The sequence below is a fragment of the Pseudomonadota bacterium genome, assembly GCA_016711215.1.
Classification (GTDB): domain Bacteria; phylum Myxococcota_A; class Polyangia.
In genome coordinates, this window is the sequence record JADJTL010000003.1 from 264,151 (window position 1) to 288,351 (window position 24,201).

At 71.1% G+C, this 24,201-nt stretch carries 15 protein-coding genes; 2 read left to right on the forward strand and 13 right to left on the reverse strand.

Going from position 1 to position 24,201, the window contains the following annotated elements; translation table 11 throughout:
- Positions 1–115: 115 nt before the first annotated feature.
- On the reverse strand, positions 116–1,210 hold the full coding sequence (locus tag IPL40_10115) for an alpha/beta hydrolase fold domain-containing protein (GenBank protein MBK8481515.1): 1,095 nt from the start codon (positions 1,208–1,210) through the stop codon (positions 116–118).
- Positions 1,211–1,272: 62 nt separating this feature from the next.
- Between IPL40_10115 and rimO the strand changes: the two genes are divergently transcribed.
- Positions 1,273–2,634, forward strand: coding sequence for a 30S ribosomal protein S12 methylthiotransferase RimO (rimO, locus tag IPL40_10120; GenBank protein ID MBK8481516.1), 1,362 nt, complete (start codon positions 1,273–1,275; stop codon positions 2,632–2,634).
- Positions 2,635–2,685: 51 nt separating this feature from the next.
- Positions 2,686–3,915, forward strand: a complete 1,230-nt coding sequence (locus IPL40_10125; protein MBK8481517.1) for a hypothetical protein — start codon at positions 2,686–2,688, stop codon at positions 3,913–3,915.
- Positions 3,916–3,946: 31 nt separating this feature from the next.
- Here IPL40_10125 and IPL40_10130 read toward each other — a convergent pair whose 3' ends face one another.
- The 12 genes from IPL40_10130 to IPL40_10185 form a co-directional block, all read right to left on the reverse strand.
- On the reverse strand, positions 3,947–6,346 hold the full coding sequence (locus IPL40_10130; protein MBK8481518.1) for a cyclic nucleotide-binding domain-containing protein: 2,400 nt from the start codon (positions 6,344–6,346) through the stop codon (positions 3,947–3,949).
- Between the two features lie 96 nt (positions 6,347–6,442).
- Positions 6,443–7,714 (reverse strand): hypothetical protein, encoded by a 1,272-nt coding sequence (locus IPL40_10135; GenBank protein ID MBK8481519.1) that lies wholly within the window; start codon positions 7,712–7,714, stop codon positions 6,443–6,445.
- Positions 7,715–8,584, reverse strand: a complete 870-nt coding sequence (locus IPL40_10140) for a tetratricopeptide repeat protein (GenBank protein MBK8481520.1) — start codon at positions 8,582–8,584, stop codon at positions 7,715–7,717.
- A gap of 26 nt (positions 8,585–8,610) precedes the next feature.
- Positions 8,611–9,186 (reverse strand): hypothetical protein, encoded by a 576-nt coding sequence (locus IPL40_10145; GenBank protein MBK8481521.1) that lies wholly within the window; start codon positions 9,184–9,186, stop codon positions 8,611–8,613.
- Positions 9,187–9,193: 7 nt separating this feature from the next.
- Positions 9,194–10,741 (reverse strand): ABC transporter substrate-binding protein, encoded by a 1,548-nt coding sequence (locus IPL40_10150; GenBank protein ID MBK8481522.1) that lies wholly within the window; start codon positions 10,739–10,741, stop codon positions 9,194–9,196.
- 1,051 nt (positions 10,742–11,792) lie between these two features.
- Positions 11,793–12,965 carry an agmatine deiminase family protein gene (locus IPL40_10155; protein ID MBK8481523.1) on the reverse strand — a complete coding sequence of 391 codons (1,173 nt, stop codon included), beginning with the start codon at positions 12,963–12,965 and terminating at the stop codon, positions 11,793–11,795.
- Positions 12,962–13,846, reverse strand: coding sequence for a carbon-nitrogen hydrolase (locus IPL40_10160; GenBank protein ID MBK8481524.1), 885 nt, complete (start codon positions 13,844–13,846; stop codon positions 12,962–12,964). Before IPL40_10160 ends, IPL40_10155 begins: the two co-directional genes overlap by 4 nt.
- A 55-nt stretch (positions 13,847–13,901) precedes the next feature.
- On the reverse strand, positions 13,902–15,854 hold the full coding sequence (speA, locus tag IPL40_10165) for a biosynthetic arginine decarboxylase (GenBank protein ID MBK8481525.1): 1,953 nt from the start codon (positions 15,852–15,854) through the stop codon (positions 13,902–13,904).
- 63 nt (positions 15,855–15,917) lie between these two features.
- Entirely contained in the window at positions 15,918–17,078 is a 1,161-nt protein-coding gene (locus IPL40_10170) for a hypothetical protein (protein ID MBK8481526.1), read from the reverse strand.
- 2 nt (positions 17,079–17,080) lie between these two features.
- Entirely contained in the window at positions 17,081–19,831 is a 2,751-nt protein-coding gene (locus tag IPL40_10175; GenBank protein ID MBK8481527.1) for a hypothetical protein, read from the reverse strand.
- Positions 19,807–20,670: a sugar phosphate isomerase/epimerase gene (locus IPL40_10180; GenBank protein ID MBK8481528.1), complete on the reverse strand. Its 864-nt coding sequence runs from the start codon at positions 20,668–20,670 to the stop codon at positions 19,807–19,809. The genes IPL40_10175 and IPL40_10180 overlap by 25 nt, the downstream gene beginning before the upstream one ends.
- Positions 20,671–20,762: 92 nt before the next feature.
- Positions 20,763–23,873, reverse strand: coding sequence for a hypothetical protein (locus IPL40_10185; protein MBK8481529.1), 3,111 nt, complete (start codon positions 23,871–23,873; stop codon positions 20,763–20,765).
- Positions 23,874–24,201: the final 328 nt, after the last annotated feature.

Below are 24,201 nucleotides of genomic sequence, written 5' to 3' on the forward strand. Positions count from 1 at the left end.
GCCGGCGATGATAGCCCAAGTCAGCGAGCGACCAACGCGCCGCCTCGGATTTCGGAGAGGGTCTCCGATCGCCCAATCGCCCGAGTGGCGCCCGGCGTGACCGCCCACGGGCGGGCTAGGGCGGTGGCCGCGGATGCGCGTTGAGCCAGGCCCAGATCGCGTCGAGCAGCGGGGCGAAGGTGGCCGTAGTGTGGCCACCGCCGCGCACGGTCCAGAGGGCCACGTCTAGCCCGGGAGGGCAGTCGGCATAGTGCTCACGCGAAACCGAGAGGGCAGCGCCTACGCGCAGCGGCGCCTCGGCCACCCGACGTGCCGCGCAGCCGAGGCGCAGGGCCCACCGCCGCGTGCTGGCCTCCGCACCCGGATAGCAAAGGGAGTTACGCGGCCCCGGCCGCGGCACGCAGGCCGGTCGATAGGGCACGATCGGGTCGCGATCGCCCTGAACGTGGAGCACGCTCAGTCGCGGCGGCGAGGGGCAGGGCCCCTTGGAGAAGTCGGCACCGGCAAGGCTGACCACGGCGGCCAGGCGCCCGCCGCCGGCGCAGGCCAGTCGGTAGGCCAGATGCCCGCCGTTCGAGTGCCCCACCACGTAGAGGCGACGGGCATCGGCACGCTGAGCGCGCCAGGTCTGCTCCAGCAGGGCCTGGAGCCGCGGTGCATCGTCGGCGTTGGCGGCGCCCGTGCTAAAGAAGTCACAGCAGGCCGGTCCGGCCCGCCAGAAGCGCTGGCCGTGGCGATCGAGGCGGCCCGCGGGGACGAGCGCGAGCAGCCTCTGCCGCGAGAGCAGCCGCGCGAGACCGAGGCCCTCGACCACGCTCTCTGGGCCGGCGCCATAGCCGTGGAGCAGCAGCAGCAGGGGCCGCTTGGCGCGCGGCACCGCTGGCGACGACTCGCCCCCCCCCAAGAGCAGCGGCGACGCGACGCCCTCCCCTGGCTGGTCTGCAGCGCCTTCGCCGCCGGGCGCGCGCGCAGGCGGATGCCGCTCGCCCTCGCTCGCCGCGCCAACGCAGCTCGCCGTCACCACGGCCAGGGTCAGCAGCAGACTGGGCCGCTGGCGCCGCGCGCGGCCTCGCCAGCGGCGAGGCGCGCGGACAGCGATCGTTGCGGTCGGCGGCGCCCGTTGCTCCATCGAGGCCAGAGTGTAGCGCACGACCGCGGCAGCGCCGACCGCGGGCCACGACTGGCGCGCGGTCGGCGCTTGGGCTATCAAGGGCACGGCATGTTGGCGCGGCTCGCCGCGCGGAGCGCCGTCACAGCGGCCAGCCGAGGACCATGAGCGCAGCGATCCCCAGCCCCAGCTCCACGGCGATTCATTTCGTCTCCCTCGGCTGCCCGAAGAACACCGTCGACACCGAACGGATGGCGGGGCTGGCGCGGCGCCAGGGACTGCGGCTCGGCGCGGCGCCAGCCGAGGCCGAGATCATCGTCGTCAACACCTGCGGCTTCATCGAGGCCGCCAAGCAAGAGTCGGTAGAGACCATCCTCGATCTGGCGCAGCAGAAGCACGACGGCCGCTGCCGCCTCTTGCTCGTCGCCGGCTGCCTGGCCCAGCGCTATCCCGAGGAGCTCGCGCGCGAGCTACCGGAGGTCGACGCCTTTATCGGCACGGCGGACCTCGGTCGTCTAGCGGGGATCCTCGAGCAGCGTGAGGTGGCGGCCGGCGCACGCATCACCGTGGGGCCAGCGGAGGGGCTGGAGGAGGCGGAGTACGCCCGCGAGCTCTGCGGCCCGGCACACACGGCCTACCTGAAGATCTCCGAGGGCTGTAACCGTCCGTGCGCGTTCTGCGCGATTCCGCTGATGCGCGGTCGCCAGCGCAGCCGCACGATCGGCTCGCTGGTGGCCGAGGCCGAGCAGCTCGTGGCGCGCGGCGCGCGCGAGCTGATTCTGGTGGCGCAGGACAGCACGGCCTACGGGCGCGACCTGCGCGACGAGGAGCACGCCGATCTGGCACAGCTCCTGGCGGCGCTCGACGGCGTGGCGGGCCTGCATTGGCTTCGCGTGCACTACGCCTACCCCTCGCTGGTGACGCCCGAGCTCGCCGAGCAAATGGCGCGGCTGCCACGGGTCGTCCCTTACCTCGATCTACCGATCCAGCACATCGACGACGAGGTGCTGCGCCGCATGCGACGCGGCTACGGCGCCGCGCAGGTGAGACAGGCGCTAGCGAATCTGCGCGCCGCGATGCCCACCGTGGCGATCCGGTCGACGCTCCTCGTCGGCCATCCGGGGGAGAGCGAGGAGGCCCATCGCCGGCTCTGCGCGTTCGTGAGCGAGGCCGAGATCGATCACCTCGGCGCCTTCGTCTTCTCGCCCGAGGAGGACACCGCGGCGGCAAGCCAGAGCGAGACCGTGCCGACCGCGTTGGCCACCGAGCGTCGAGACGAGCTGATGACCCTGCAGCGCACGCGCAGTCGCCGCCGCCTGCGGCGACTGCGCGGGAAGCTGCTCGAGGTGATGATCGACGGGGTCAGCGAGGAGAGCGAGCTGCTGCTGACCGGCCGCCATGCGGGCCAGTCGCCCGGCATCGACGGCACGGTGATTCTCGCCGACGCGAGCGGCGCCCCAGGCACCTTGGTGCGCGCCCGCGTCGAGGACACGAGCGACTACGACCTGGTCGCCCGGGCGGAGTAGGGCAGGCGACGCCGCGCGACCCGGATGGCCCCAGACCTCGACGAACGCGCGATGACGAGCTCGACCCCCAAGCCGATGGTCGACCCCAAGAGCGTTAGGCCGGCCGCCCTGCCGACCGAGGGCGTCTGCGACCCGACCCCGGCGCCGCTAAGGCGCGCTGTCGGCGAAGGTCTCAGGCTCTTTCTGATCTGGCGCGGCGCGCTGCTCGTCCTCGCCTTCGTCGCCGCCAACGTGACCTATGAGCGCGAGGGCGCGCGCCCTCCCGTCGCCCCCGATCACTGGTTTCTCAGCGCCCACGTACGCTCCGACTCGCTGTGGTACGCCGGGATCGCCGAGCGGGGTTACTACGCGGCCGAGGGCGAATCGAACGCGCCCTTCTTTCCGCTCTATCCCTACCTCGCGCGCTGGCTTCGCCCGCTGACGGGCGACCTCTACCTGGCCGGGCTCTTGGTCTCGAACCTCAGCACCGCGCTGGCCCTGATCTTCCTCGCGGCGATCGGCCTGGAGCTGGTCGGTCGCGAGCGGACGCGGCGCGCTTTGATCTACCTGCTGGTCTACCCCTCCTCCTACTTCCTCTCGGCCTTCTACACCGAGGGGCTCTTCCTGCTCGCCAGCGCAGCCAGCTTCTACTTCTTCCTGCGGCGCCGCTATTTCGTCGCCGGGATCTGTGGCCTGCTGGCCGGGCTGACGCGCTCGGCCGGGCTCCCGCTCTTTCTCGGCTATGCGGCGACGCTGGCCTGGCAGCAGCTCCAGGGGCGGCTCCAACGCCGGCGAGCGCCCTTCGAGTGGCGTAGCCTCTGGCTGCTCCTGACCCTCGGCTCCTACCCCATCTTCATGCTGATCTTGCAGCGGCAGCTCGGCGACCCGCTAGCCTTCGCTCGTTACCTCGGCAACTGGAACCGCCGCCCCACCGCGCCCTGGGTCGCGCTCCTGCGTGACGGGCGCCGCATCGACTTCAGCTTCGCCCAACGCCACGACGCCAATATGCATCGCCTGCTGGAGCTCGCGCCGACGCTCGGCTTCCTCGGCCTGGGCCTGATGATGGCGCTGCGCCAGATGCACCCGGCGCTCTGGACCTACACGCTGCTCAGCGTGCTCTTTCCGCTGAGCACGGGGACGATCCGCAGCATGTTGCGTTACACGGGGGTGGTCTTCCCCGGATTCTTCGGCCTCGCCGCGCTGAGCCGCGGGCGCACGGCCGAGCGGCTGATCATCTTCGCCTTCGCCTTCATCCTGGCGATCTACTACATGCGCTTCCTCAACGCCTGGTTCACCGGCTGAAGCGAGCGTGGTGGCGGCGCGGGCGCGCGGCCTAGCGCAAGTCGTTGGCCTGGAGCGGGTCGCCCTGGGCCAGCGCACGCAAGCGGTCGACGATCGTGGGCTGAGCGACGATGGCGCGCTGCTCGTCGTCGCTCAGCACGCCCACCGTCTGCATCGCATGCAGAAAGCGTCCGAGCTGCTCCTCGAGCGCCTGCCGACTGGCCGTCGAGAGACGCTCGAGATCGGCGCTGTTCACCACCGCGAGCGACAATACGGTCTCGGCCCGCACGCGCAGCAGGCGGGCTGCCGCGTTGAGCACGAGGTCGCCCGGCACGGCGAAGCCGAGGGTCACCCCGCCGTGCTCGACGGCCATCACGCGGCCAACACCCGAGATCAGGATCGCCAGCGGCGCCTCGGGTTCGATGCTGAGCGGCTCGCCGGGACGGAAGATGCGCGAGCGCCCCTCGGTCAGCGCGAGCTGCGAGATCCACTGCTCATCCGTCGGCGTGGTTAGCGGGCAGAGGTGCAACGCCGTGTCCCAGTAGAGCTGACGGAGCGTCTCCATCACGACCGTCGTCGCCGCGCGCTCGGTCGCCTGGCGCAGGCTACGCCGCTTGATCACGCCGATCTCGCAGCCCGTGGCGGCCGTCAAGGTCGCCGTATTCGGCATTCCATAGAGGGTGCCGATCTCGCCCAAGAACGAGCCGGCGCCAAAGGGGCCCAGCTCCTGTGCCAGCGTGCCGCGAAGGCGGCTGGCGTTGAGCTCACCCTGCCGCAGGAGGTAGAGGATCTCACCGCGGCCACCCTGGGCGTGCAGCGTCTCCCCGGCCTCCAGCGTGATGGTCTCCGCGACCTCGGCCACGGCCAGCGGCAGCTCGAGCAGCGGCCCGCAGAAGAGCAGGCTGTTCTTATCGACCACCGAGGGCCACGGTAGCGGCTTCCTGACGAAGGTCGCGAGATCGATCGCCGGGGGGAGATCGACCGTCAGCCGCGCGGTCACGAACTGCTGCAGCTCGCGCCTGCAAGCGAGCTTCAGCTCCTCGCTTTGCGAGCGCCGCACGAGCTCCTCGAGCATTGAGCGCGCGTCGTGGCGAAAGCCCTCGCGCAGCAGGTCTCGAGCCATCACCAGCTGCAGCATCTCCAAGGAGCGGTTCTCGTCGGCGAACGCGCGCACCAGCCCGAGCTGTTCCTCGGTCAGCAGGCGCTCGGCGATCCAGACGTACTCCTGCGCCACCTCGAAGGGAATGGCCCCGGAACTCACCGCCTGCAGGAACTCGCGCTCCTGTTGCAGGAGCGTCTCATCCAGCTCGGGAATCAGCTCGAGGTCTTCCTCCGCGCGCTCGAGCTGACCGGCCCCGATCGCGCGCCGAATCCAGAAGAGCTCCCCCTCCTGCTGGGTGTTCTCCGCCGCTGGAGCGCGTCCAGCCCCCAAGGCCCAGGCGGCCACACGCACCACATCCAGCACGCCCTGATGCCAGCGACCACGCAGAGCCTCGACCGCCACCACGCTGCGCCGAGCGGCATTGCGTACGCTCTCATCGGTCGCGCCGCTGGACGCGGTGATCGCGCCGAGCTGCTGAAGGGCCCGGTCGAAGAGACCCGCCTGGGCCAGATCCCAGGCCAGCAGCAGGCGCAAACGCGGGTAGCCGGACTTCTCTTCAACGAGCGACTCGGCCAGGCCGGCCACCTGCGGTGTCATCGCCTGCGAGGTCGTCCAGAGGTACTCGCCGACGACGCTCGCCCCGATGCGGCCGGCATGCACTTCGGCGACCAGATCGAGCAGACAGAGCACGTCATCACCCAGCGCGAGGCCGAGGGTCGCGAGCGGCGCGAGAATATCTTCGGCCTCACCGACGCGATTGGCCATCAGCGCCTGGCGCCCGAGCGGCACGCAGGCCCAGGGCTGGCGAACGGCCAGGGCCGCCTGCCCGAGCGCCCGCAAACCCTCTCGCTGGCAGCCCGTGGCGAGCATCACCTGGCCCCAAAACAACCAGAGCTGGGCCACCGCTATCGAATCACCAGCGAGCAGCGCTGCAGCCTCGACGACCCGAACCCGCGCATGGCCGAAGTCGCCTTGGAGCGAGGCAACCGCGGCTCGCAGCGCGAGCGTCACCGCCTGACTCGCCGGATCGACCTGGCGGGCAATCGTCAGCGCGAGATCCGCGGCGGTGCGCGCGACGTCGAGCTGACCGCTGCGCACGAGCCCCGTCGCCCGCCAGAGCCAAGACAACCAGCGCACGTCGGCGCTGCCGGCCTGCACGTTGCTGAGCCGCTGGAGCAGCTTCTCGGCGGCGGCCGCCCGCCCGCCGTGGCAGACGTGGTCGACCCCCTCGATGAGCTCGCCAAAGGCGCGCCCAAGGTCGGCATCGCCCGCGCCAAGCTCCGCGACAAGCGGGCGCGCAGCCTCCAGATCGCCGGCAACGAGGCTCTGTCGCAGCTTGGTGAGGTTCATGGCGGATCGCCTGGAAACATGGTGGAGCGCTCTAGCGCGTGGTGCCCAATCCACAAGCCGGCGCGGCTCGCGCACGCGCCCGTGCCGGGTCCTGGGTCACCGCGCCTTCGTCGCCGCGAAGTCGTGATCGTGGAGGCGCAGCTCAACCACCTCATGGGACGGCACCTCGACGACCTTCTCGAACTCCCGGCCGGTCCCGGGGAAGCGAAAGAGGAAGCGATGCGGGCCCTTCGGCAACACGAGGTCGCAGGGCGCCCACTGGCCAGGCGTAACGCCGTCAACGACGACCTCAATCGGCAGCTCGGAACGCACGACCACCCGACCCGGCTGCGGCGAGAGCATCACCACCAGTCGATAGACCACAAAGAGCGCGGAGAGGGTCGCGACGAGCGCGAAGATGATGCCGCGCACCGGAAGACGGGCCCCCGCCGGCCACGACCAAAGGCCGGTCCGCTGGGAGGAGAGGGCCGGGGGCGTCGTCGTCGACGCGGCCGTCGGAACCGCGTCGGCCGCCGTGGCCGCTGGCGTCAGCTCCGCCATGGCCACGCTGCGCGCGGTTGTATCCGCGACCGCCGCCGAGCGCGCCGCCTGGCGCAGATTGGCGCGCCAAACATCCTCCGTCTGCCGACCGCGTGGAAACACGCGCTTGACCAACTCGGCGACGCATTCGCGCGTCGTGCTCTGGCCCTTCGTCCGCTCCTCGATCGCCTCGCGCAAACGCGACACGCTGCGCTCGGCCAAGGCACCCTCGATCAGCCCGGCCGCGAGCGAGCCTGCGGGCGGCCCGGCCGCCTCTTGCTCAGCGGTGGACAGCGTCCCCGTGAGCATCTCGTGCAGGCAAAGCCCCAGCGCGCGAATATCCGCCACCGGGTCGACGCCCGAGCCCGGCGCCAGCGGTCCTACCAGGTGGACCGCGCCATCGTCGCTGAGTACGACACTCCGCGTGCGAATCTGGCAGCGGACCGGATCCTTCGCCTTGACACGCTGATGGATGTGCTCGAGCGCCAAGCACAGCTCGCGCGTCACCCAGAGCGCGGTGGCCTCGTCGACTGCCTGCTGCTGCAGCACGAGCCGCCGCACGATCCCGCGCAGGTCCTTGCCCAAGGCAAGCTCGCGCACGGAGAAGACCGCCTCGCCATCGCGACCCGTTTCCATTTGCCGGCAGAGCACGGGATGTTCGAAGCGTCGCTCGACCTCGACCGTGGCGAGGAAGGGCCGCACCTCCGCTGGTGGCGCGACCCGCTTGAGCAGGAGCAGCGCCGGATCGCCCGGTCGAACGCAAACGTAGCTCTCGCTGCCCTCGCCAACGTGCAGCCGTTCGCCAAGGTGAAAGCCGCCGAGCGTCGAGCCTCTGCTGTCCTGCGCCACCTAGAAGCCCCCCCGAAGCACGAGCTCCGCACCCGTCACCGGCGCACCGCCGGCCGCTGCGCCCAAGGGCGTAACGCCCAGCGTCAGTGGCCCCGCGACGCCCCCCTGTGGCCCCCTGGTCCCGCGCTCCGCGGGCCAGATCAGCAACGCCGTCGCGGCGGCCGCGAGCACCCCACCGGCGGCCAGCAACCCGACGCCGATCTGCTTCTTGAGGCGCCCATCGTCGCTGCGCCTGAGCGCCTCGGCGCGCGTCATCTCGAGCACCTTCGCCGGATCGCCGTAGCCGAGCAGATCCTCGATTCCAGCGTGGTCGCGAGCGCCCAGCACAAAGGCCACTCCCCCCGCGGCGACGGCGGCCAAGGCCACGGGCAGCACGACCCAGCCGGCGGTGCTCCGCCACGCCCCGGGCTCCGCGGGCTGCAGCGCCGGCGCGGCCGGTGGCGGCGCCGCCTCGATCGGGCGCGTGGCCTGGGCACCAGTGACCCGCGCCTGGACGAGCGTTTCATAGCGCTGGGCCGAGCGCAGCTTGGCCTCACCCGAGGAGTCCGGATGGTCCATGCAGCGCCGGTAGCTGGCAAGCGCTCGGTCGAGCTCGCCGAGCGCCTCGAAGCTGCGCCCGATGTTGTAGAGGAGGTTCGGCACCGGAAGCACGCCATAGGCTGTTTCGAAGCGCGCGAGGGCCTCGCGATAGGCGCCGGCGCGAAAGAGCGCCACACCCTCGGCGTAGAGGGCTTCGACGCGGCGCGCCGGATCCGTGGCCTGGGACGGCTCTTGGCCCGCGCCACTCGCCGCGCCCTCGGCGCGCGCGAGCGCCGGCGCGCCGAGGACCAAGACGAGCAGAAGGGTCAACCAAGGCATGCGCGGGTCCATGGGCGCTCCGTTTCCTAGGCGTCTCATCATTCCGGCTCGCCGACGACACCGATGGCCGGTCGACGATCATCGGGGATCAGATCGATTCGCGGCGCGTCGGGCCTCGCGGCGGCGCGCGTCGGCGCGGGCGGAGCATCGAGTTCGTCTCCAGCGGGCGTCGCCGCTGAGCCTTCAGCGCGTGCGGCCGGCGCGAGCGTACCAGCGCCCGCGATCGCCGTGACCTTGGCCGCCGCCGCTCCGCTCAACGAACCCTTGAACGGGCGCGGGTCACGTGAGCGAGCGCTCGCGGACAGGCGCGGCTGCTGCGACCGCCGCGCCTCCGCAACCTGGTCCGTCGCGGCGGGGCTCGCGGCCGCGGCCGCAGCCGCAGCCGCCCCTACCGGCGCCACTCCTGCGCGCCCAGTCGGCGTGACTGCTGCCCCCGCGGGATCCTCCGCGTGGCCCGCGCGACCATCCGCCGCCCGCTCGCCGGCGACAACCTCCAGCACGCGGCGGCCAGGACCGCCACGCGGCCCATGCGGAACGAGGGCCATGACCAGCGCCAGCGTGATCGCCAGCGCCCCCACCACCCACATCCAAATTCTGTACTTGCGCTCGGCCAAGACCCGCCTACTCCCGCGTCAGAAGCCCCAGCGGCTTGAGGCTATGGTCGGCCTGGAGCTCGACCGCGTAGAGTCGCTTCGTCGCCTGATGGCTCACCGGCGAGTACGCGAGCGGCGCGCCTATGCCGACGTCCACGCTCAGGGTCTCAAGCGTGTCGATGAAGGACTCGGTCGTCAGATCGGGCCCGTGCTGGCGCAGCGCGGAAAGGAGCAGCTTGGCCGAGAGATAGCCCTCGAGGGCAATCGGACTGGTCACGGTCGCCAGCTTCAGCTCCTCGGAGGCGTCTGTTTCGTGGCGCGTGAAGTAGGCGGCCTGGTCCTCGCGGAACTCGAGCACCGCGCTGGCGCTCGACGACCCCGGAGTCGGGTCGGGCACGGTGGTGGCGATCACCGTCTTGGCGGCGGCCGAGTTCGTCGGATCGCAGTAGATACCGAAGAGGCTCTTGAGCGCGATACCCACCGGCGACAGCGCCAAATAGCGCCGGGTCTTGACCTTCTTCAGCTGCGCGATCTCCTGGGTCGATGGGGCCGGAGCGAACCAGCTCGACGGCGCGCTGCCGGTCGCCTGCACGGCCTTGATCTCAGCCTCGAGGCCGCAGATAAAGCTCGCGGCGGCGTTGGGCAGCGCCGCGATCACGACCGCCGTGGCGACATCGCCATCGACGGCCGGCACCCGACCCGCCGCGCTGGCAGGTTGCGCCATCCAGCGCAGAATTTCACCGATCGCGCGACTCGTATTGACCGCCGCTGCCCCTGCGTTATACGAGGCCGCAAGCACCGCCTCCTCGGCGATCTGGTGGGCCGCCAGGCCGCGCACCACGCCCCGACGCCCGCTCGCACCGAATTCGTCGAGATCCTGCGGTCCATTCGTCCCTGCGAACTCACTGACGCCCTGGCCAAAGGCCGCCACGTTCTGCGGCGGAATCCGGAGCGTGCTCAGCGCGTAGGCCGTGAGCTGCTCCGCCTCCTCCGAGTAGCGCGCCCGGACATTGAAGACGTAGCGCGCCGGCGGATCCTCCTCCAACTCGTCGGCCCCGCTGCCCGGCGCGAAGAGCAGCACCCGCTTCTCCGTGGCCAGCCTCGCGGCCGCCAGCGCATTGGGACTGCCCAACACGCCAACCAGCGCGAAGGCCTTGCGCGGGGTGCCGCCGATCAGCTCCTCTGCCTTCTCCAGGGTGAGGGCTGCCTTGTACTCGTCCTCCTCGACCTCGACCACCACCTCGCGCCCGAAGACACCACCGGTGCTGTTGGCCTTGTCGAAATAGGCGCGAAAACCCAGCAGGGCCTGCCGACCCACCGGCGCGAGGGCGGAGAGTCCCTCGGTGATCGCCGCCGTCATGCCCAGCACCAATCGGCCGTCGGAGACCCCGTTGACGTCTTTATAGGCGGCGACGCACTCGCGCGGATTGCCCTGACAGACGAAGCCCCCGCCGCAGTCCGCGCTGGCCTGGCAGCTGAAGCGAAGGCCCTCGAGACTCGGTCCGTTGCAGCCACCGCCCACGGCGATTGCCAGGACGCAGGCGCTAGACGCTCGCAGAATCTGCCCCAAACCCATCGATGACCCCGTTAACAGCGGCCGAAGGAGCCGCATTGAAGCGTGACACGCAGCTGATTGCAACCGAGCGTACTACGAACCATCCGCGGGAGCCAAGTGCGCCCAGCCCGCCTGTAGCAGCCCAAGGGGGGGCGGTCGAGCTTGGAGCGATCCACCTTGCCCGCTACGCTGGCCGCATGCTGGTCGGCGCTCCGGCGAAAGGGAGGTGCGGGCGTGAGGCAGGGCTCCTTTGGTCCCCATTTTCGGCTGCTTTGCGTGATGGTGATCGTCACGGGGATCGATCAGCCGCGCAGCCGCGCGCGCGCGGCTGGCGCGGGCTTGGGACCCTTCGCAGCGGCATGGTGGCGGCTCGGTGAAGCGGCGGGGCCGCGCCCGGAGGCGCGCGCCCGCTGCGCGGCTGCCGCGGCGCCCAGCGCCTTGGCGCGCTTGCTGGCAGAGCTCGGTGATGCGGGCCTGGCTGCACCGGACGACCGCGCCCGGCTCCGCAGCTGGCATCGGGTGATCTTCGGCAAGTGGCGCTTCAGCGCGCTGCCAGCGGGCGGCCCGCCGACCCTGGCGGCAACGCAGCTGCCTGCGCTGTTGGCCCGCCGGCAGGGAAGCTGCCTGGGCCTCGGCGCCCTCTACCTGGCCCTGGGGGAGGCGCTCGGGCTGCCGCTGCGGGGTGTGCTCGTCCCGGGTCACTTCTTCGTGCGCCTGCAGGCGCACGATGGGGGCCCCGCGCGCAACGTCGAGCTGCTTGCCGCGGGGCGCGCGTATAGCGATGACTGGTATCGGCGCAGGTACCGCGTTCCCGCCGACCATCCGCTCTACCTGCGCTCGCTCTCCTCCGCCGAGAGCCTCGCCGTCTTGCGCTACGAGCTCGCGAACGCGCTGCGCGGCGCCGGCGCCTTGCAGGCCGCCCGCGCCCACTACGCCTTGGTCGTCGACCAGCTCCCGGCTTTCGCCGAGGCGCAGAGCAACCTGGGCCTCAGCGAGCAGCTCCTTGGCGATCGCGCGGCGGCGGCGCGATCGTACCGTCGCGCGCTCCGCGCCGGCGCGCCGGCAGCCGGGATCAGGCGCAATCTTCGGCGGCTGGCGCGCGAGCGCCCCTCGCGCTGGCGCGCGCCGGGCCCGCCAGCGGCTCCTGCTGGGTCAAGCAATGGAGCGTACCCAGTCCCCATACCAGATCAACCGCGTGAATGCCGACCACCGGACGATCGCGAAACAGCTCGGCCAGCACGCCCAGCGCCTGCCGATCACGCGGATCGTTGAAGGTCGGCACCAGCACCGCCGCATTGCCGACATAGAAGTTGGCGTAGCTGGCAGGCAGGCGCCGCCCGCCGAACCAGAGCGGAGCCGGCATCGGCAGCGCCACCACCTGCGGACGCGATCCGTCCTCGAGGCGCAGCGCCTGCAGGCGCTCGCGGTTCTCCGCCAGCGCCCCGTAGTTGGCGTCGCGCGGGTCGTCCTCGCTGCAGAGCACGACAGTGCGCCGGTCGACGAAGCGGCAGAGATCGTCGACGTGGCCGTGGGTATCGTCGCCGGCGATCCCGCGACCGAGCCAGAGCACCTGGCTGATCCCGAGGTAGTCGGCCAAGAGCCGCTCGTAGCCACGCCGGTCGAGGCCCGAATTGCGCACCTGAACCTCAGGATCGAGCAGGCATTCCTCCGTCACCAGGGCGCTACCGTAGCCGTTGACGTCGATCGCCCCGCCCTCGAGCACGAAGTCGCGCGCGCCGCGGCGGGCCCGCAGCACCGGCAGGCCCAGGTGACGCGCCGCGCGCTCCGCCAGGCGCGCATCCAGCTGCCAATCCGAGTAACGCGCCCACGCGTTGAAGCCGAAGCTGCAGACCTTCAGCGCGCTGTCCTGCGCGCGCCGGTCGTCGACGAAAACGGGCCCGCTATCACGGAGCCAGCCGCGATTGGTCGGCCAGGGCAACCAGTCGATCTGAGCGAGATCGACGCCGACGCGCGCGAGCACCGAGCGAGCCCGCCGCTCGACCGCCGTGGAGGCGACGACGAGGCGGAGTCGTTCGCCTGGCGCCAGGCGGCGCACGATCTCACCGAAGACCCAGTGGATCGCACCCAGCTTGCCGGGCCAGTCGCTCGCGTTATGGGGCCAGGCCAGCCACGTCGCGGCATGCCGCTCCCATTCGGCGGGCATCCGGTAGCGCAACCCAGCCGGCGGCGCTGCCTCCCCCGTGCCCACCGCGATCCTCCGCGTCGGCGGCGTCGCCCGGCTCATTTGTCGATGAAGCGGCGCTGAAGATCAGCGTAGGCGTCGATGCGCCGATCGCGCAAGAAGGGCCAATGGCGTCGCACCTGCTCGATGCGGGACGACTCGATGGTCGCCAGCAGGATCTGCTCGTCCGCCGCGCCCGCCTCCGCCAGGACGACGCCCTGCGGATCGCAGACGAACGACGAGCCCCAGAACTCGATCCCCGCGCCCCCGGCCTCGCCGGGCTCATGACCGACGCGATTGGCCGCGGCAACGTACACGCCGTTCGCCACCGCATGGCCGCGCTGGACCGTGCGCCAGGCGTCGCGCTGCACGGCGCCCTCCGCCTGCTTCTCCTGCGGATGCCAACCGATGGCGGTCGGGTAGAAGAGCACCGACGCGCCGCGCAAGGCAGCCAAGCGTGCGGCCTCCGGGTACCACTGGTCCCAACAAATCAGCACGGCGATCCGCACCTGTCCCAAGTCGAAGGCGAGGAACCCGAGATCGCCGGGCGCGAAGTAGTATTTCTCGTAGTAGCCCGGATCATCCGGGATGTGCATCTTGCGGTAGACGCCGCTCAAGGCGCCCTCAGCGTCGAGCAGCGCCGCGCTGTTGTGAAAGACGCCTGCCGCGCGCCGCTCGAAGAGTGGAACGATCAGCGCGACCCGCTCGCGCCGCGCGACCGCCGCCAGCGCCTGCGTCGTCGGGCCGGGAATCGGCTCCGCCGCGTCGAAGTGCTGCACGGCTTCGTGCTGACAGAAATAGCGTCGAAGGAAGAGCTCGGGTAGGCAGACCAACGCGGCACCCCGCCCAGCGGCCTCCCCAATCAGCTCGGTGGCGCGGCGCAGGTTGTCGGCCGGCTCGGGGCCCATCGCCATCTGCACGAGCGCGATCTTGGTACTAGTCATGATCGAAGGGCGCTCCAGTCGCCGTGGCGCCACGAAGCCTCACTCCCACAACCCGTCACTCCAAGTAGGTGTAGCCGGCCATCCCGCTCTCGTAGAACTCGAGCAGGGAGCGTCCCTCCGCCACGCTGAGCGTGCTCGCCCGCAGCGCGCGCTCGACGTCCTGACGCATCGTCCGGACCATCTCCCCGCCGCTATAGCCGACGTAAGCGAGCACCTCGCGCACCGAGTCACCTTCGATCACCTCGTCGATCGACCAGGAGCCTTCGGCGTCGAGACTGACCCGGACGACGTGGTTGTCGCCGAAGAGATTGTGCAGGTCGCCGAGCACCTCTTGGTAGGCGCCGACGAGACAGGCCGCCAGCGTGTAGCGCTCGTCGCCCTGAGTCTCGTGCAGCTCCAAGGTGCGCTTGATGTCCCGCCGGTCGACGAAGTTGTCGACCTTGCCGTCCGAGTCGCAGGTAATGTCGGCCAAGGTCGCCGCCCGCGTCGGGCGCTCGTTCAAGCGGTGCAAGGGCAGAATCGGAAAGAGCTGATCGACCGCCCAGGCGTCCGGCAGCGACTGAAAGACGCTGAAGTTACAGTAGTAGGTGTCGCTCAGCCCCTCACGGAGATCGCTGAGCTCCTCGGGCAACTCCCCGCGCTTCTCGGCGCGGGCCAGGATCTGGCGCCCGATCGCCCAAAAGAGCTTCTCCGCGTCGGCGCGCATCGGCAGCGTGAGGTAGCCGAGCGAGAAGAGGTTCATCGCCTCATCACGCGCCTGGACCGCGTCGTGGAAGGCCTCGGAGAGCCGGCGATCGGTGATGCTCTCGAAGGCATCGAGCAGGTCGAGCACGGGCTGCGGCGGGTCGTCCTCCGCGGCGACCCGCGCGCGAATGGCCTCGATGTCGGGCTCGCTGTCGAAATGTGAGCGCCCGACGACGTCGAAGACGAGCACAGTGGAATACGCCACCATCGCCCGGCCGGACTCGCTGAAGATCGTCGGGTGCGGGACGCCGGCGTCGTCGCAGACGGTCTTGATGCGGTAGATCAAATCGCTGGCGTACTCGCGGATCGAGTAGTTGACGCTCGACTCGAAGACCGAGCTACTGCCGTCGTAGTCGACGCCGAGCCCGCCGCCGACGTCGATGTACTCGATGCCGGCGCCGAGTCGACGCAGCTCGGTGTAGAAGTACGCCAGCTCCGTGACGGCGCTCTTCAGGCGCCGAATATCCGACACCTGACTTCCCAGGTGGAAGTGGACCATCTTCAGGCAGTCGAGCATCCCGTGCCGCTCGAGCTCTTCGATCACCCGCAAGGCCTCGGCGGCCGTCAGCCCGAACTTGCTGCGCATGCCGGAGGACGAGGCCCACTTGCCGGTGCTGCGCGCGGCCGGCTTGATGCGCAGACCGACCAGGGGCCGCGTCTGATGCCGCTGCGCCTGCTCGATGATCAGCTCGAGTTCATTGAAGCGCTCGACGACCGGAATGATCCGCCGACCGAGCTTGGTCGCCAACACCACGGTCTCGATGTACTCGTGGTCCTTGAAGCCGTTGCAGACGATCGGCATGTCGTTGTGGCCGACCGTCATCGCCAAGACCGCCAGCAGCTCCGGCTTCGAACCAGCCTCCAGCCCATAGCCGAGCTGCGCGCCGATGTTGCGGATCTCCTCGCAGACGTCGCGCTCCTGGTTGACCTTGATCGGATAGACGAAGCAGTAGCCGCCCTGGTACTGGTTCTCCTCGATCGCCGCGTCGAAGGCCTGCCGCAGCTCGTGGAGCCGGTCGCGCGCGAGGTCGGGGAAGCGCAGGAGTACGGGAGGATTGATGCCGCGCTCACGCAGGCCCTCGACCACCTCCCAGACGTCGATTCCGCGCTCGGGTTGACGCGTCGGGCAGATCGTCAGATGCCCAGTCGGACTGATGCGGAAATAGCCTTTCCCCCAGTCCTCGAGTCCATAGAGCGCACGAGCATCATCGGCAGTCCAGGCGCCGTCGAGCAGCGCATTATGACGGAGGGGGTCGGCAGACATGCGCGCAAACTACTCGATCCCGTGCGCGCGCGCTACTGCGGTCGAGCCCGCGGGATCAGGCGGCTATTCGGCATGCTCGGACCCAGCACCGGCCGCCGGCAGCGGCGGCGGCGCGCCCAGGGCTGGCGCTGCACCCAGGGCCGCCAGCGCGGCCTCTTGCGTCAGCCGGGCGTTGCGCAGCAGCACCGTCAACCAGTAGTTCATCCGCTCGGCGTTCGTCGTGTCGCGCCAGTGGCGAAAGTGCGGCGCAAAGGCTGCCAGCGGCTGGCGCCCTTCAACCGGATGGACCTCGACGGTGAAGCTGACCTGCGCGGCCGCCAGCCAGCGCAGCGCGCTGGCGACGATCGCCTGCAGCCCCCGCGGGCCATACATCATCGGCAAGCAGTGCTGGCCCTGAAACTCGAAGGGCAAGACCACCCGCTCGAGGAAGCTGGCGTGGTCGGCCACGCCGTAGCGGTTCAGGGTCCAGAGGGGATGACCATCGTGCAGATGGAAGTGCAGGGGCTTACCGATCCGCGCGAGCGCCTCGATCTGCTCGAGCAGCCAGGGCAGAACGCTCCGCACTGCGCCCTCCACCACGGCGATCAGCGCTGGCAGCTCGTCGGCGTAGGGCGTCAAGGCGCAGACGTCGAGGCCGGGGCGGCGCGCCGCGAAGGCCACCCGCGCCTGCTGAATGCCGAGGTGACCGACGTCGATGCAGGCGCTGATCTGCGACAGCTCGGCGATGCTGGCGAACATCGCGACAAAGCGCGATGCCTCGACTCCGACCGCATACTCGACGAAGAGCAGCGGCTCGGGCCGACCCAAGGCGCGCAAGTCGGCGTCGAGCGCGCGTAACGCCGCCCGATACTCGTCCGGGCTCTCGACGAGATCCCATTGATCGTGCGCCACGAGCCCACGCACCCGCGCCGGGGATCGCCGGGCGAACTCGACGACCCAATGCCGGTCGTCCTCCCGCAGCAGGTTCAGCCCGCGCGGCAGATGCGCGTGGATCGTAAGCGCGTTGCCTGGGGTCTGCCCCACGACGTCGTTCAAGCGCTCCGGGGCGCCGGGATAGACCTCGGCGCCGATCCCCGCGCGCTCGAAGCGCAGCCGTGCCAACTGAAAGAGCGTGTCGTCGCCCTCGAGGCGCTTATCGAAGAGCCCCAGCAGGGCGGGCTGCTGCCGCGCAAGCATTGGTGCTCCGCGGCTCTCTGGCGCGCTCTCGCTGGTTGAAAGGCTCATCGTCAGTCCTCGTCGCCCAGTGGCGGCGACAATCCCAGTGGCGGCGACAATCCCAGTGGCGGCGACAATCCCAGTGGCCGCGACAATCCCAGTGGCCGCGACAGTCCCAGTTGCGCTCGCGTCTGCAGCGCCAGCAGCGCGTCGGCGACCAGCGCGCCCTCGATGTCCTGCGGCATTCCGGCCCGCGCTTCAATCAGTCGCGCCAACGACGCCAGCTTCTGGCCCAACCGCTCGCGCCAGGCTGGGTCGCAAAGGATCGGCATTCCAGCGTAGCGCACCGGCGCCGCGCACAAGCCGCCGTTCGCGGCAGGGCGCAGGGCCTCAGCGTAGCTGGCGCAGCCGAGCAACGTCGTCGCCCCGCCGTCCTTGCGGCAACGCAAGCGAAAGGGCGTCCCCGCGGCGCCGCTCGCCAGCGTCTCACCCAACCCCACTGCGCACTCGACCAGCGCAAAGGCACGGTCGCAGGTTAGCGGATCAACGGTGTGGATGACGAACGAAAGTTCAGCGTCGATCAGTTGCTGGACAATCACGGCCATCCGCGCAGGCGGCGCTCCAGCGAACTGCTGCGCACGCACGCGCAGCGCGCGCGCCGACCAGAGCGAGACCCAGACCTCCTTCAGCGCCCCGGCCACGGCCGCCGAGCTGACGTTCACCACGGAGCGAAACAGGCCGGCCGTCGTGTAGCCGACGCGATCCTCGGTGTCGGCGCTGGAGCGCACCACGAGCGGTGCGTCGGCGCCAAGCAGATCAACCAACCCCGCCAACAAGGCCGGTGGCACGGAAACCGCCGCCCAGAGCGCCGCGAGCGCAGCAGCCTGCGCCTCGGCCGCGCTGCCCCCCTCGGCGCGACCCTCGCCGGCGCTCGCCGCGCCTCCGCTCCAGCGCGCCCAGGCCGCGCGCCAGGGCGCAGGCTGCTCCGCGATCAGCCGCTCGAGCGCGCTGAAGGGCACGACCGCCGCGGGCGCGACGCGCAAGACGCTGGGCTCAGCGGCCGCAAGCTCGGCCAGCCAGCGGAGGCTCGCGGCCTTGGCGCCTGCGCGCTCGGCGCTCACCTCGTGCAGCGGCAGGAACCAGCGCGCCTCGCAATCAAGCGCCTCCTGCGTGGTGGCGCGGGTGATGGCCGCCGGGGCACTCGCTGGCTCCGGCGCCAGCGCGGGAGCCAAGGCCGCGGGTCTCAGCTCCACGCCATCGGCCCGCACCGTCAGCCGGAAGGGCCCCGCCGCGTCGGCGGCAGCGTCGCGCAGCAGCCCCTGCAAGGCCGCGGCGCTCCCCGCGGCGAACGCCACGGCGTGCTGGCGCGCCCGCACGCCGAGGTGAGACAGCAGCGCCATCGGCTGACCGAGCAGCACGCCGACCACGCCCGGCGGCAAGACCTCATCGCCCGTCGCGCGGTCCACGCAGGCGATCACCGGCTCGGCGCCGGCGCCCTCGCGCGCGCCTCCAGCCTCGACGTCCTCGAGGCTGCTCGCGTGAAAGAGCCGCCCGACCACAGTCCCCGCGACCACCGCGCTCCACGGCGGCAGGCCCGCCTCGCGCCGCAACGCCGCCTCGAGCCACTCGGCGAGCTTGCTGAGCTGAAAGACGAGCGCGCCGCGCAGCTCGCCTTCGACGTAGCTGGCCAGCGCATGCGGCGCCACGCCAAGGGCGCGGCCCACGAGCTCGGCGCGCACGGCCAAGAGCGTCAGCGAGCGCGCGGCGCAGGCCGCGGCCAGACCCTGGGCCCGCTCTGTCGCGGCGAGGAGGGCCAGTAGGCGCCAGGCCTCCCCGGGCGGCGCCGCCATCCAGCAGCGCAGATCGCTGCCCAGCGCGCGCGACTCCGCCTGCGCCACGCCGCTGAGCGCGAGCTGGTCGAGCAGCGCCCCCAGGGCCCCCAAGACGGTGCTCCACGGCGCCGGCTCCGGACTCGCCTCGAGCGCGCTGCAGAAGCGGCTCGCGACGAGAAACGCCTGGCGTTCGAGCGCCAGGTCGACGCGCTCGCAGCGCTGCGCCAGGGCGCTGGCGCTCCCGACGATCGATGGCTCGAGCCGCTCCCGCAGCGCGGTCAGCGCCCGCAGCTCCTGCAGCAGTTCCTCAGGCGTCGCGTCACGACCGAGCGCCTGCTGCTGCGCTCGTTGCAGCGCGGCTGCCGCGCTCTGGAGGTCCAGCTGCGCCTCACTCAGCAGTGGCGCGAGCTGCGCCGCGAGCTCACCCGCACCGAAGAACTGCTGCAGCTCCTCGTGGAACTTGCGGAACTCGCGCACAAAGGCCGGCGAATAGTCCGCCCCGGGCGCCGTGACGCGCTGCAGGAGCGCCGCGGAGGTCGCCAGATCCTCGGGACCCGCGCAGCGGTGGAGCTTGTTCTGCAGCGTATGCTTGATCTCGTGCTTGAGCGCCGACGGGATGTCGTTGCGGTGCGCGATGTCGCGGATCCGGGTCAGCGGCTCGGCCGCGAGGAAGGCGCCATCGTAAGAGGGCAGCCAACGAACGATGCGGCGTAGCAGCCCTGCGTTGCCCGGGCGGCGCAGCGTGCGCAGACTCGCGTGGATACGCTGCGCCAGCCGCGCGTGATGCACCGGGCGAAAGTGCCGTCCATCCTCGACGCAGGGCAGCTCGCCCGTGCCGAGGAAGCGCAGGTAGATCCCGAGATCACGGAGCTGCTCATCGCTCACGCCGTCGGGCCCGGCCGCGCAGAGCTCCGCCACCCACTCGAGCTTCTCGCGCCAGCTTCGCTGGCGGGCATTGGCCTCGACTAGTCGTTCGACCAGGCGGTCCATGCTCGCGCCCGTGGCTGCCCCAGCAGCTCGCATAGCCGATCCCTGGCCTCGTTGAGCAAGCGCGGCGGCCGTGGCCATTGCTCGAGGATTGCCGCGCCGGCGAAGCCGCGCGCCCGCAGCCGCGCGATTAACCCCTGCAGCCCGGCCGGCGACTGCGCCGCCGGACCCGTAAAGAGCGTCAGGTGGCTGTCGCGATCGCCGTAGTTTTCGTGCAGGTGCAGATGAATCAACGGCACGTGGTCGGCGAGCCGATCGACGTAGGCGAGGTAGTCGTTGCGCGTGCCGCCATAGAGGTTCGCGTGCCCGAGGTCGAGACACATGCCAGCGCGCTGCGTGCCGAACTGCGCGCGCAGCAGGGCGAAGAGCGCATTGAAGTGCTCGGGGCTGGTCTCGGGCGTGTTCTCGATCGCCAGCGCCAGCCGGTGGCGCGCGAGCTGCTGCGCAAGGTGCGCCGTCGCCTCCGCGAAGGCCTCGATGCCCTGACTGAGATCGAGGTGAAGGTTGATCAGCGTGGCGCCGAGGTCGAGCGCCAACTCGACCGACTGCTGGAGCCGCTCCGGGCCCCCGGGCTGCAGCGGGGTCGCGCGCCAGGGCGCGTGGACCGATTGCTGCACGCCGTGGCGATGCGCGGCGCTGCGCAGCTGCAGACGCTGGCCGGCGTCCAAATCGCCCTCCTCCCAGCCGAGCCCGATTTCGGGCCGATCAGGCCGATCGGGGAACCACTCAAACGCGTCGAAGCCATGCTCGATCGCGTAGTCGAAGGGCTCGCCCACGCTGCTCGCGGCAAAGCTGGTCTGGTTTCCAATCCGGATCGGCACACGCCTCGGCGACTGTTGCATCCCTGCTCCCGTTGCCTTCACGTCGAACGCTAGCCGCGTCCGCACCCTCGCGCGACCGTCTGACGACCGACGCCGGCCCGTTCCCGCCGGGCCTAGAGACCCACCTGCGGCCGCGCCTGGACGACATAGAGCCGCCCCTCGCTGATCACACCCTCGATATCCTGGGGCGTGCCGAAGGCCCGCTCCACGCTCAGGCCGATCTCTGCGATGCGACGCACCAGCGGCAGGCGTCGCGCGGCGTCCCACAAGAGCGGCTCCTCAGTATAGTCCAGCAGGCGCGCCGTCGGCGCCTCGGCCGTCACGCTGTCGTAGAGTCCAGCGCCAGCGTAGCCTGCCAGATCCTCGGCGTTGGCGTCCGAGCGGTAGATGAGCCCCCGAGCGCTCAAGGCCTCACTCTTGCTCGGATAGGCCACGATTCGCGCGCCCCCGTCGGCGTCGCCGAGGCGCGCCTTATCAACGACCACCGCCAGCGCGCGTCCCGGGTGGTTGCCGACGAGGGTCTCGCCGAGGCCCGGGACGAGCTCGAGGTAGAGTTCACGGGCGTTGCCATCGGCCGGATTGACGCTGTGCAGGACGAAGGCGTGATCGGCGGGCACCAGCGGCTGAATCAACACCGCGAGGTGGACGGCGCGGTGCGCGAGCTGCCAGTGCTGCCGCGCCTGGTAAGCGCGTTCGTTCCACTTCGAGGCCCAAACCCGCTTGATCTGCATCCAGCTCGTCGCGAGCGCGTCGCCGAGCGGCACGCCGACGGCCGCCAGCGCACTCTTCAGCGCCGGCGCCAGGGCCGCGGGCGCCTCCAGCTCCAGCACCAACGCGCGCAGGCGGCTCAGCAGCGCCACATCGATCGCCCCCTCGTCGGCGCGCCGCGTCCGCTCGGCATACTCCTCGGCCCGACCCGCGTTGGCGGGCAGCGCCAGGGCGCGCTCGAGGCCACCGAAGGGCACGGCGACGGCCGGGGGTACGATCGCCCACGAGGGCAACACCGCCGCGAGCCGCAGCAGCCCGCGCGCCTTGGCTCCCACCTGGTCCGGCCCGCAGCGCGCCAGGGGAAGGACCCAATCCTCGCCGCTCAGGTCGACGGCCGGCAGCACGAGCGGTGCGCGTGGCGTCGCTGCGGCCGCGGTGGCGCCCTCCAGCGCGGCCACCACCACATCGCCGCGCGCGTCGACCTCCAGCCGCACCTGCCGTCCCTGCAGCGCTTCGAGCTCGCTCAACTTCTGCGGCGCATAGCAGGTGGCGAAGAGCAGCCCCGCGTTGCGGGCGCGTACGGCGACGTGGGAGACGAGATCCGTCGGCATCGGGGTGATCACCGCGGTCACCTGCTCGGGGATCTCCTCATCGCCACCGACCGAGCGCGAGAGCACGACCAGCGGCCCGCGCTGACCATCGAGTTGCAGCTCGCGCAGGGTGTCGACACAGCGCAGCTCCCCCTCCCCGCGCCCCGGACTGACCACCTGCCAGTCGCCCAGCGCAGCCACCGCCCGCAGCAAGGGGTCGAGGTGGCGCAGCAGCGCCGCGATCACGAAGCTCGGTCGCCCGCGCACCACCTCCTCGCTGAAGAGGCTGATGACCCAGGCCTCGACGCGCAGGGCGACCCCGAGCTGCTCGGCCTTGGGCTGCAGCAGCGCGTACCAGGCGTCGACCTCGCCACCGACGGCGCGGGCGACCCGCTCGACCACGGCCCGCGCATGGCGCGCACGGTCAGCGTCGAAGGTTCCGTCGGCGCTGATGCGGCGCCAATGGCGCCGGCAGAGCTCGAGCTCCGGAAGCGCGCTGCTCAGGCCAAGGTTCTCGAGCACGTGCTCAACGAGCACCACCAGCTCTGCCAACGTCACGTCGGCGTCGAGCCAGCGCTCGACCGCGAGGCGAAGGTGGTCCTCGAGCGCGAGGTCGAGGTAGAGCAGCGCCCGCACGGTCTCGCCGCCAGCGAGGCGCCGGGCGAGGTTGCGGCGTAGGACGGTGATCGCCTCGACCACCTGCACGAGGATGGCCGCCGGCGACGGGGACGCGGCGCCTGTGGCCCGGTCGATCCCGCGCGCGCCGCCATCCGCAGGGCTCGGGCGTGACAGGCTCAAGAGCCAGGCCAGCCGCTGACGGTCCTCGGGATCGCAGCTTTCTCGCGCCGCCGCCGCCGCCGCCGCCAGATCGTTCGCCTCATGCAACGCACGCAGCGTGCCGGCGAAGTGCTCGATGTCCTGGGCCAGGCCCGCCTTCAATCCCGGCACGAAGTCGGGCGCCGAGCGGATCGGCCGCTCGTAGCTTTCGAGGCGTTGGCGCGTCACGCCGTGTCGCTGCAGCTCGGCCCAGTACCGCAACAGATCGCCGTCGCTGCGCAAGAACGCGAGGTACGCCTCGGCGATCGCGACGTCGTCGGGCGTCGTGTTGTTATGGAGCTTCTGATGCCACTCCTCGAGGAAGTGCCCCGCCACCTCCTTGATCCGATGGCGATGCATGATCTCGAGGATCTCGTCGCGGATGCGCTGGCCTTCGTTCGCCGCACCGACGGTGCCGAGCAACAGCCGCACGAGCGGCCGAGCGCGCGGCGCCCCCGCGAAGCGCTGCACCAGCAGCTCGCCCAAGCGCTGCTGCGCGTGGGCGAGCTCGCGCGGCTTGGTGTTGTAGCGCCGCTGCCAGTCGAGCTGGCGCAGCGCCGAGAACCGCAGCCAGACGAAGAGGTAGGCCAACGCGTCGGCGTCGGCGCCGCAGCCCTCGATCAGGGCGTGGCAGAGCTGATAGCGATGCATCAACGTCCACGACGAGCGCCCGAGCTCATGGGCCACGATCTCCTCGACGAGCCGCGCGCAGGCCACCGGCGCGCTGGGCCCATCGACCACCCCCGCTGACCGCAGCGGGACGACGAAATCACCGCCATGGTGATGCACCCAGCGTCCCCGGTCCGGCAGCAGCAAGACGAAGGTCAGCGCGGCCCAGGGACCCTGCGCCGGCAGGCGCAGGACCAGCGGCCCCTCCTCGGACCGAGGCGCGAGCGGCGTCTGCACCGCCGCCTCACCGACCGCGACCGACCCCGCCGGCCAGCACTCAGGCGGCGCCGCGTGCCAGCGCCCGTCGCCGGGCAGGCGCAGTCCCCAGTGCAGCACCAGCGGCCCGGGGCCTTGCGCGCTCAGGACGATCTCGGTCAGCTCAGCGTCGGCGCGCTGGTCGATCGTCATCCGGACGTCGCCCTGCTCGATTACCTGGCTCATCGGCTCAACACTTCATCCTGCTCGAGGCCGGCGATTCTGCCCCGGCCCTCGTCATCTTGCGCGACCCCATCCGCGACCCCATCCGCGACCCATCCGCGACCCATCCGCGACCCATCCGCGACCCAATCCCGACGCACGCCTGCTTGGGCCCTACGCACGCTTGCTTGGGCCCTACGCACGCCTGCTTGGGTGCGCGCCGCGACGGCCGCGCGCCGCTGGCGAGCGGCTCCGCCCTCCTGGGTGCTCGCATCGGACAACGCGACAATCCGGCCGGCCTTGTGGCATCATGCCACGGTGCGGGCGCACGCTCACAGCCCCAACACCACGT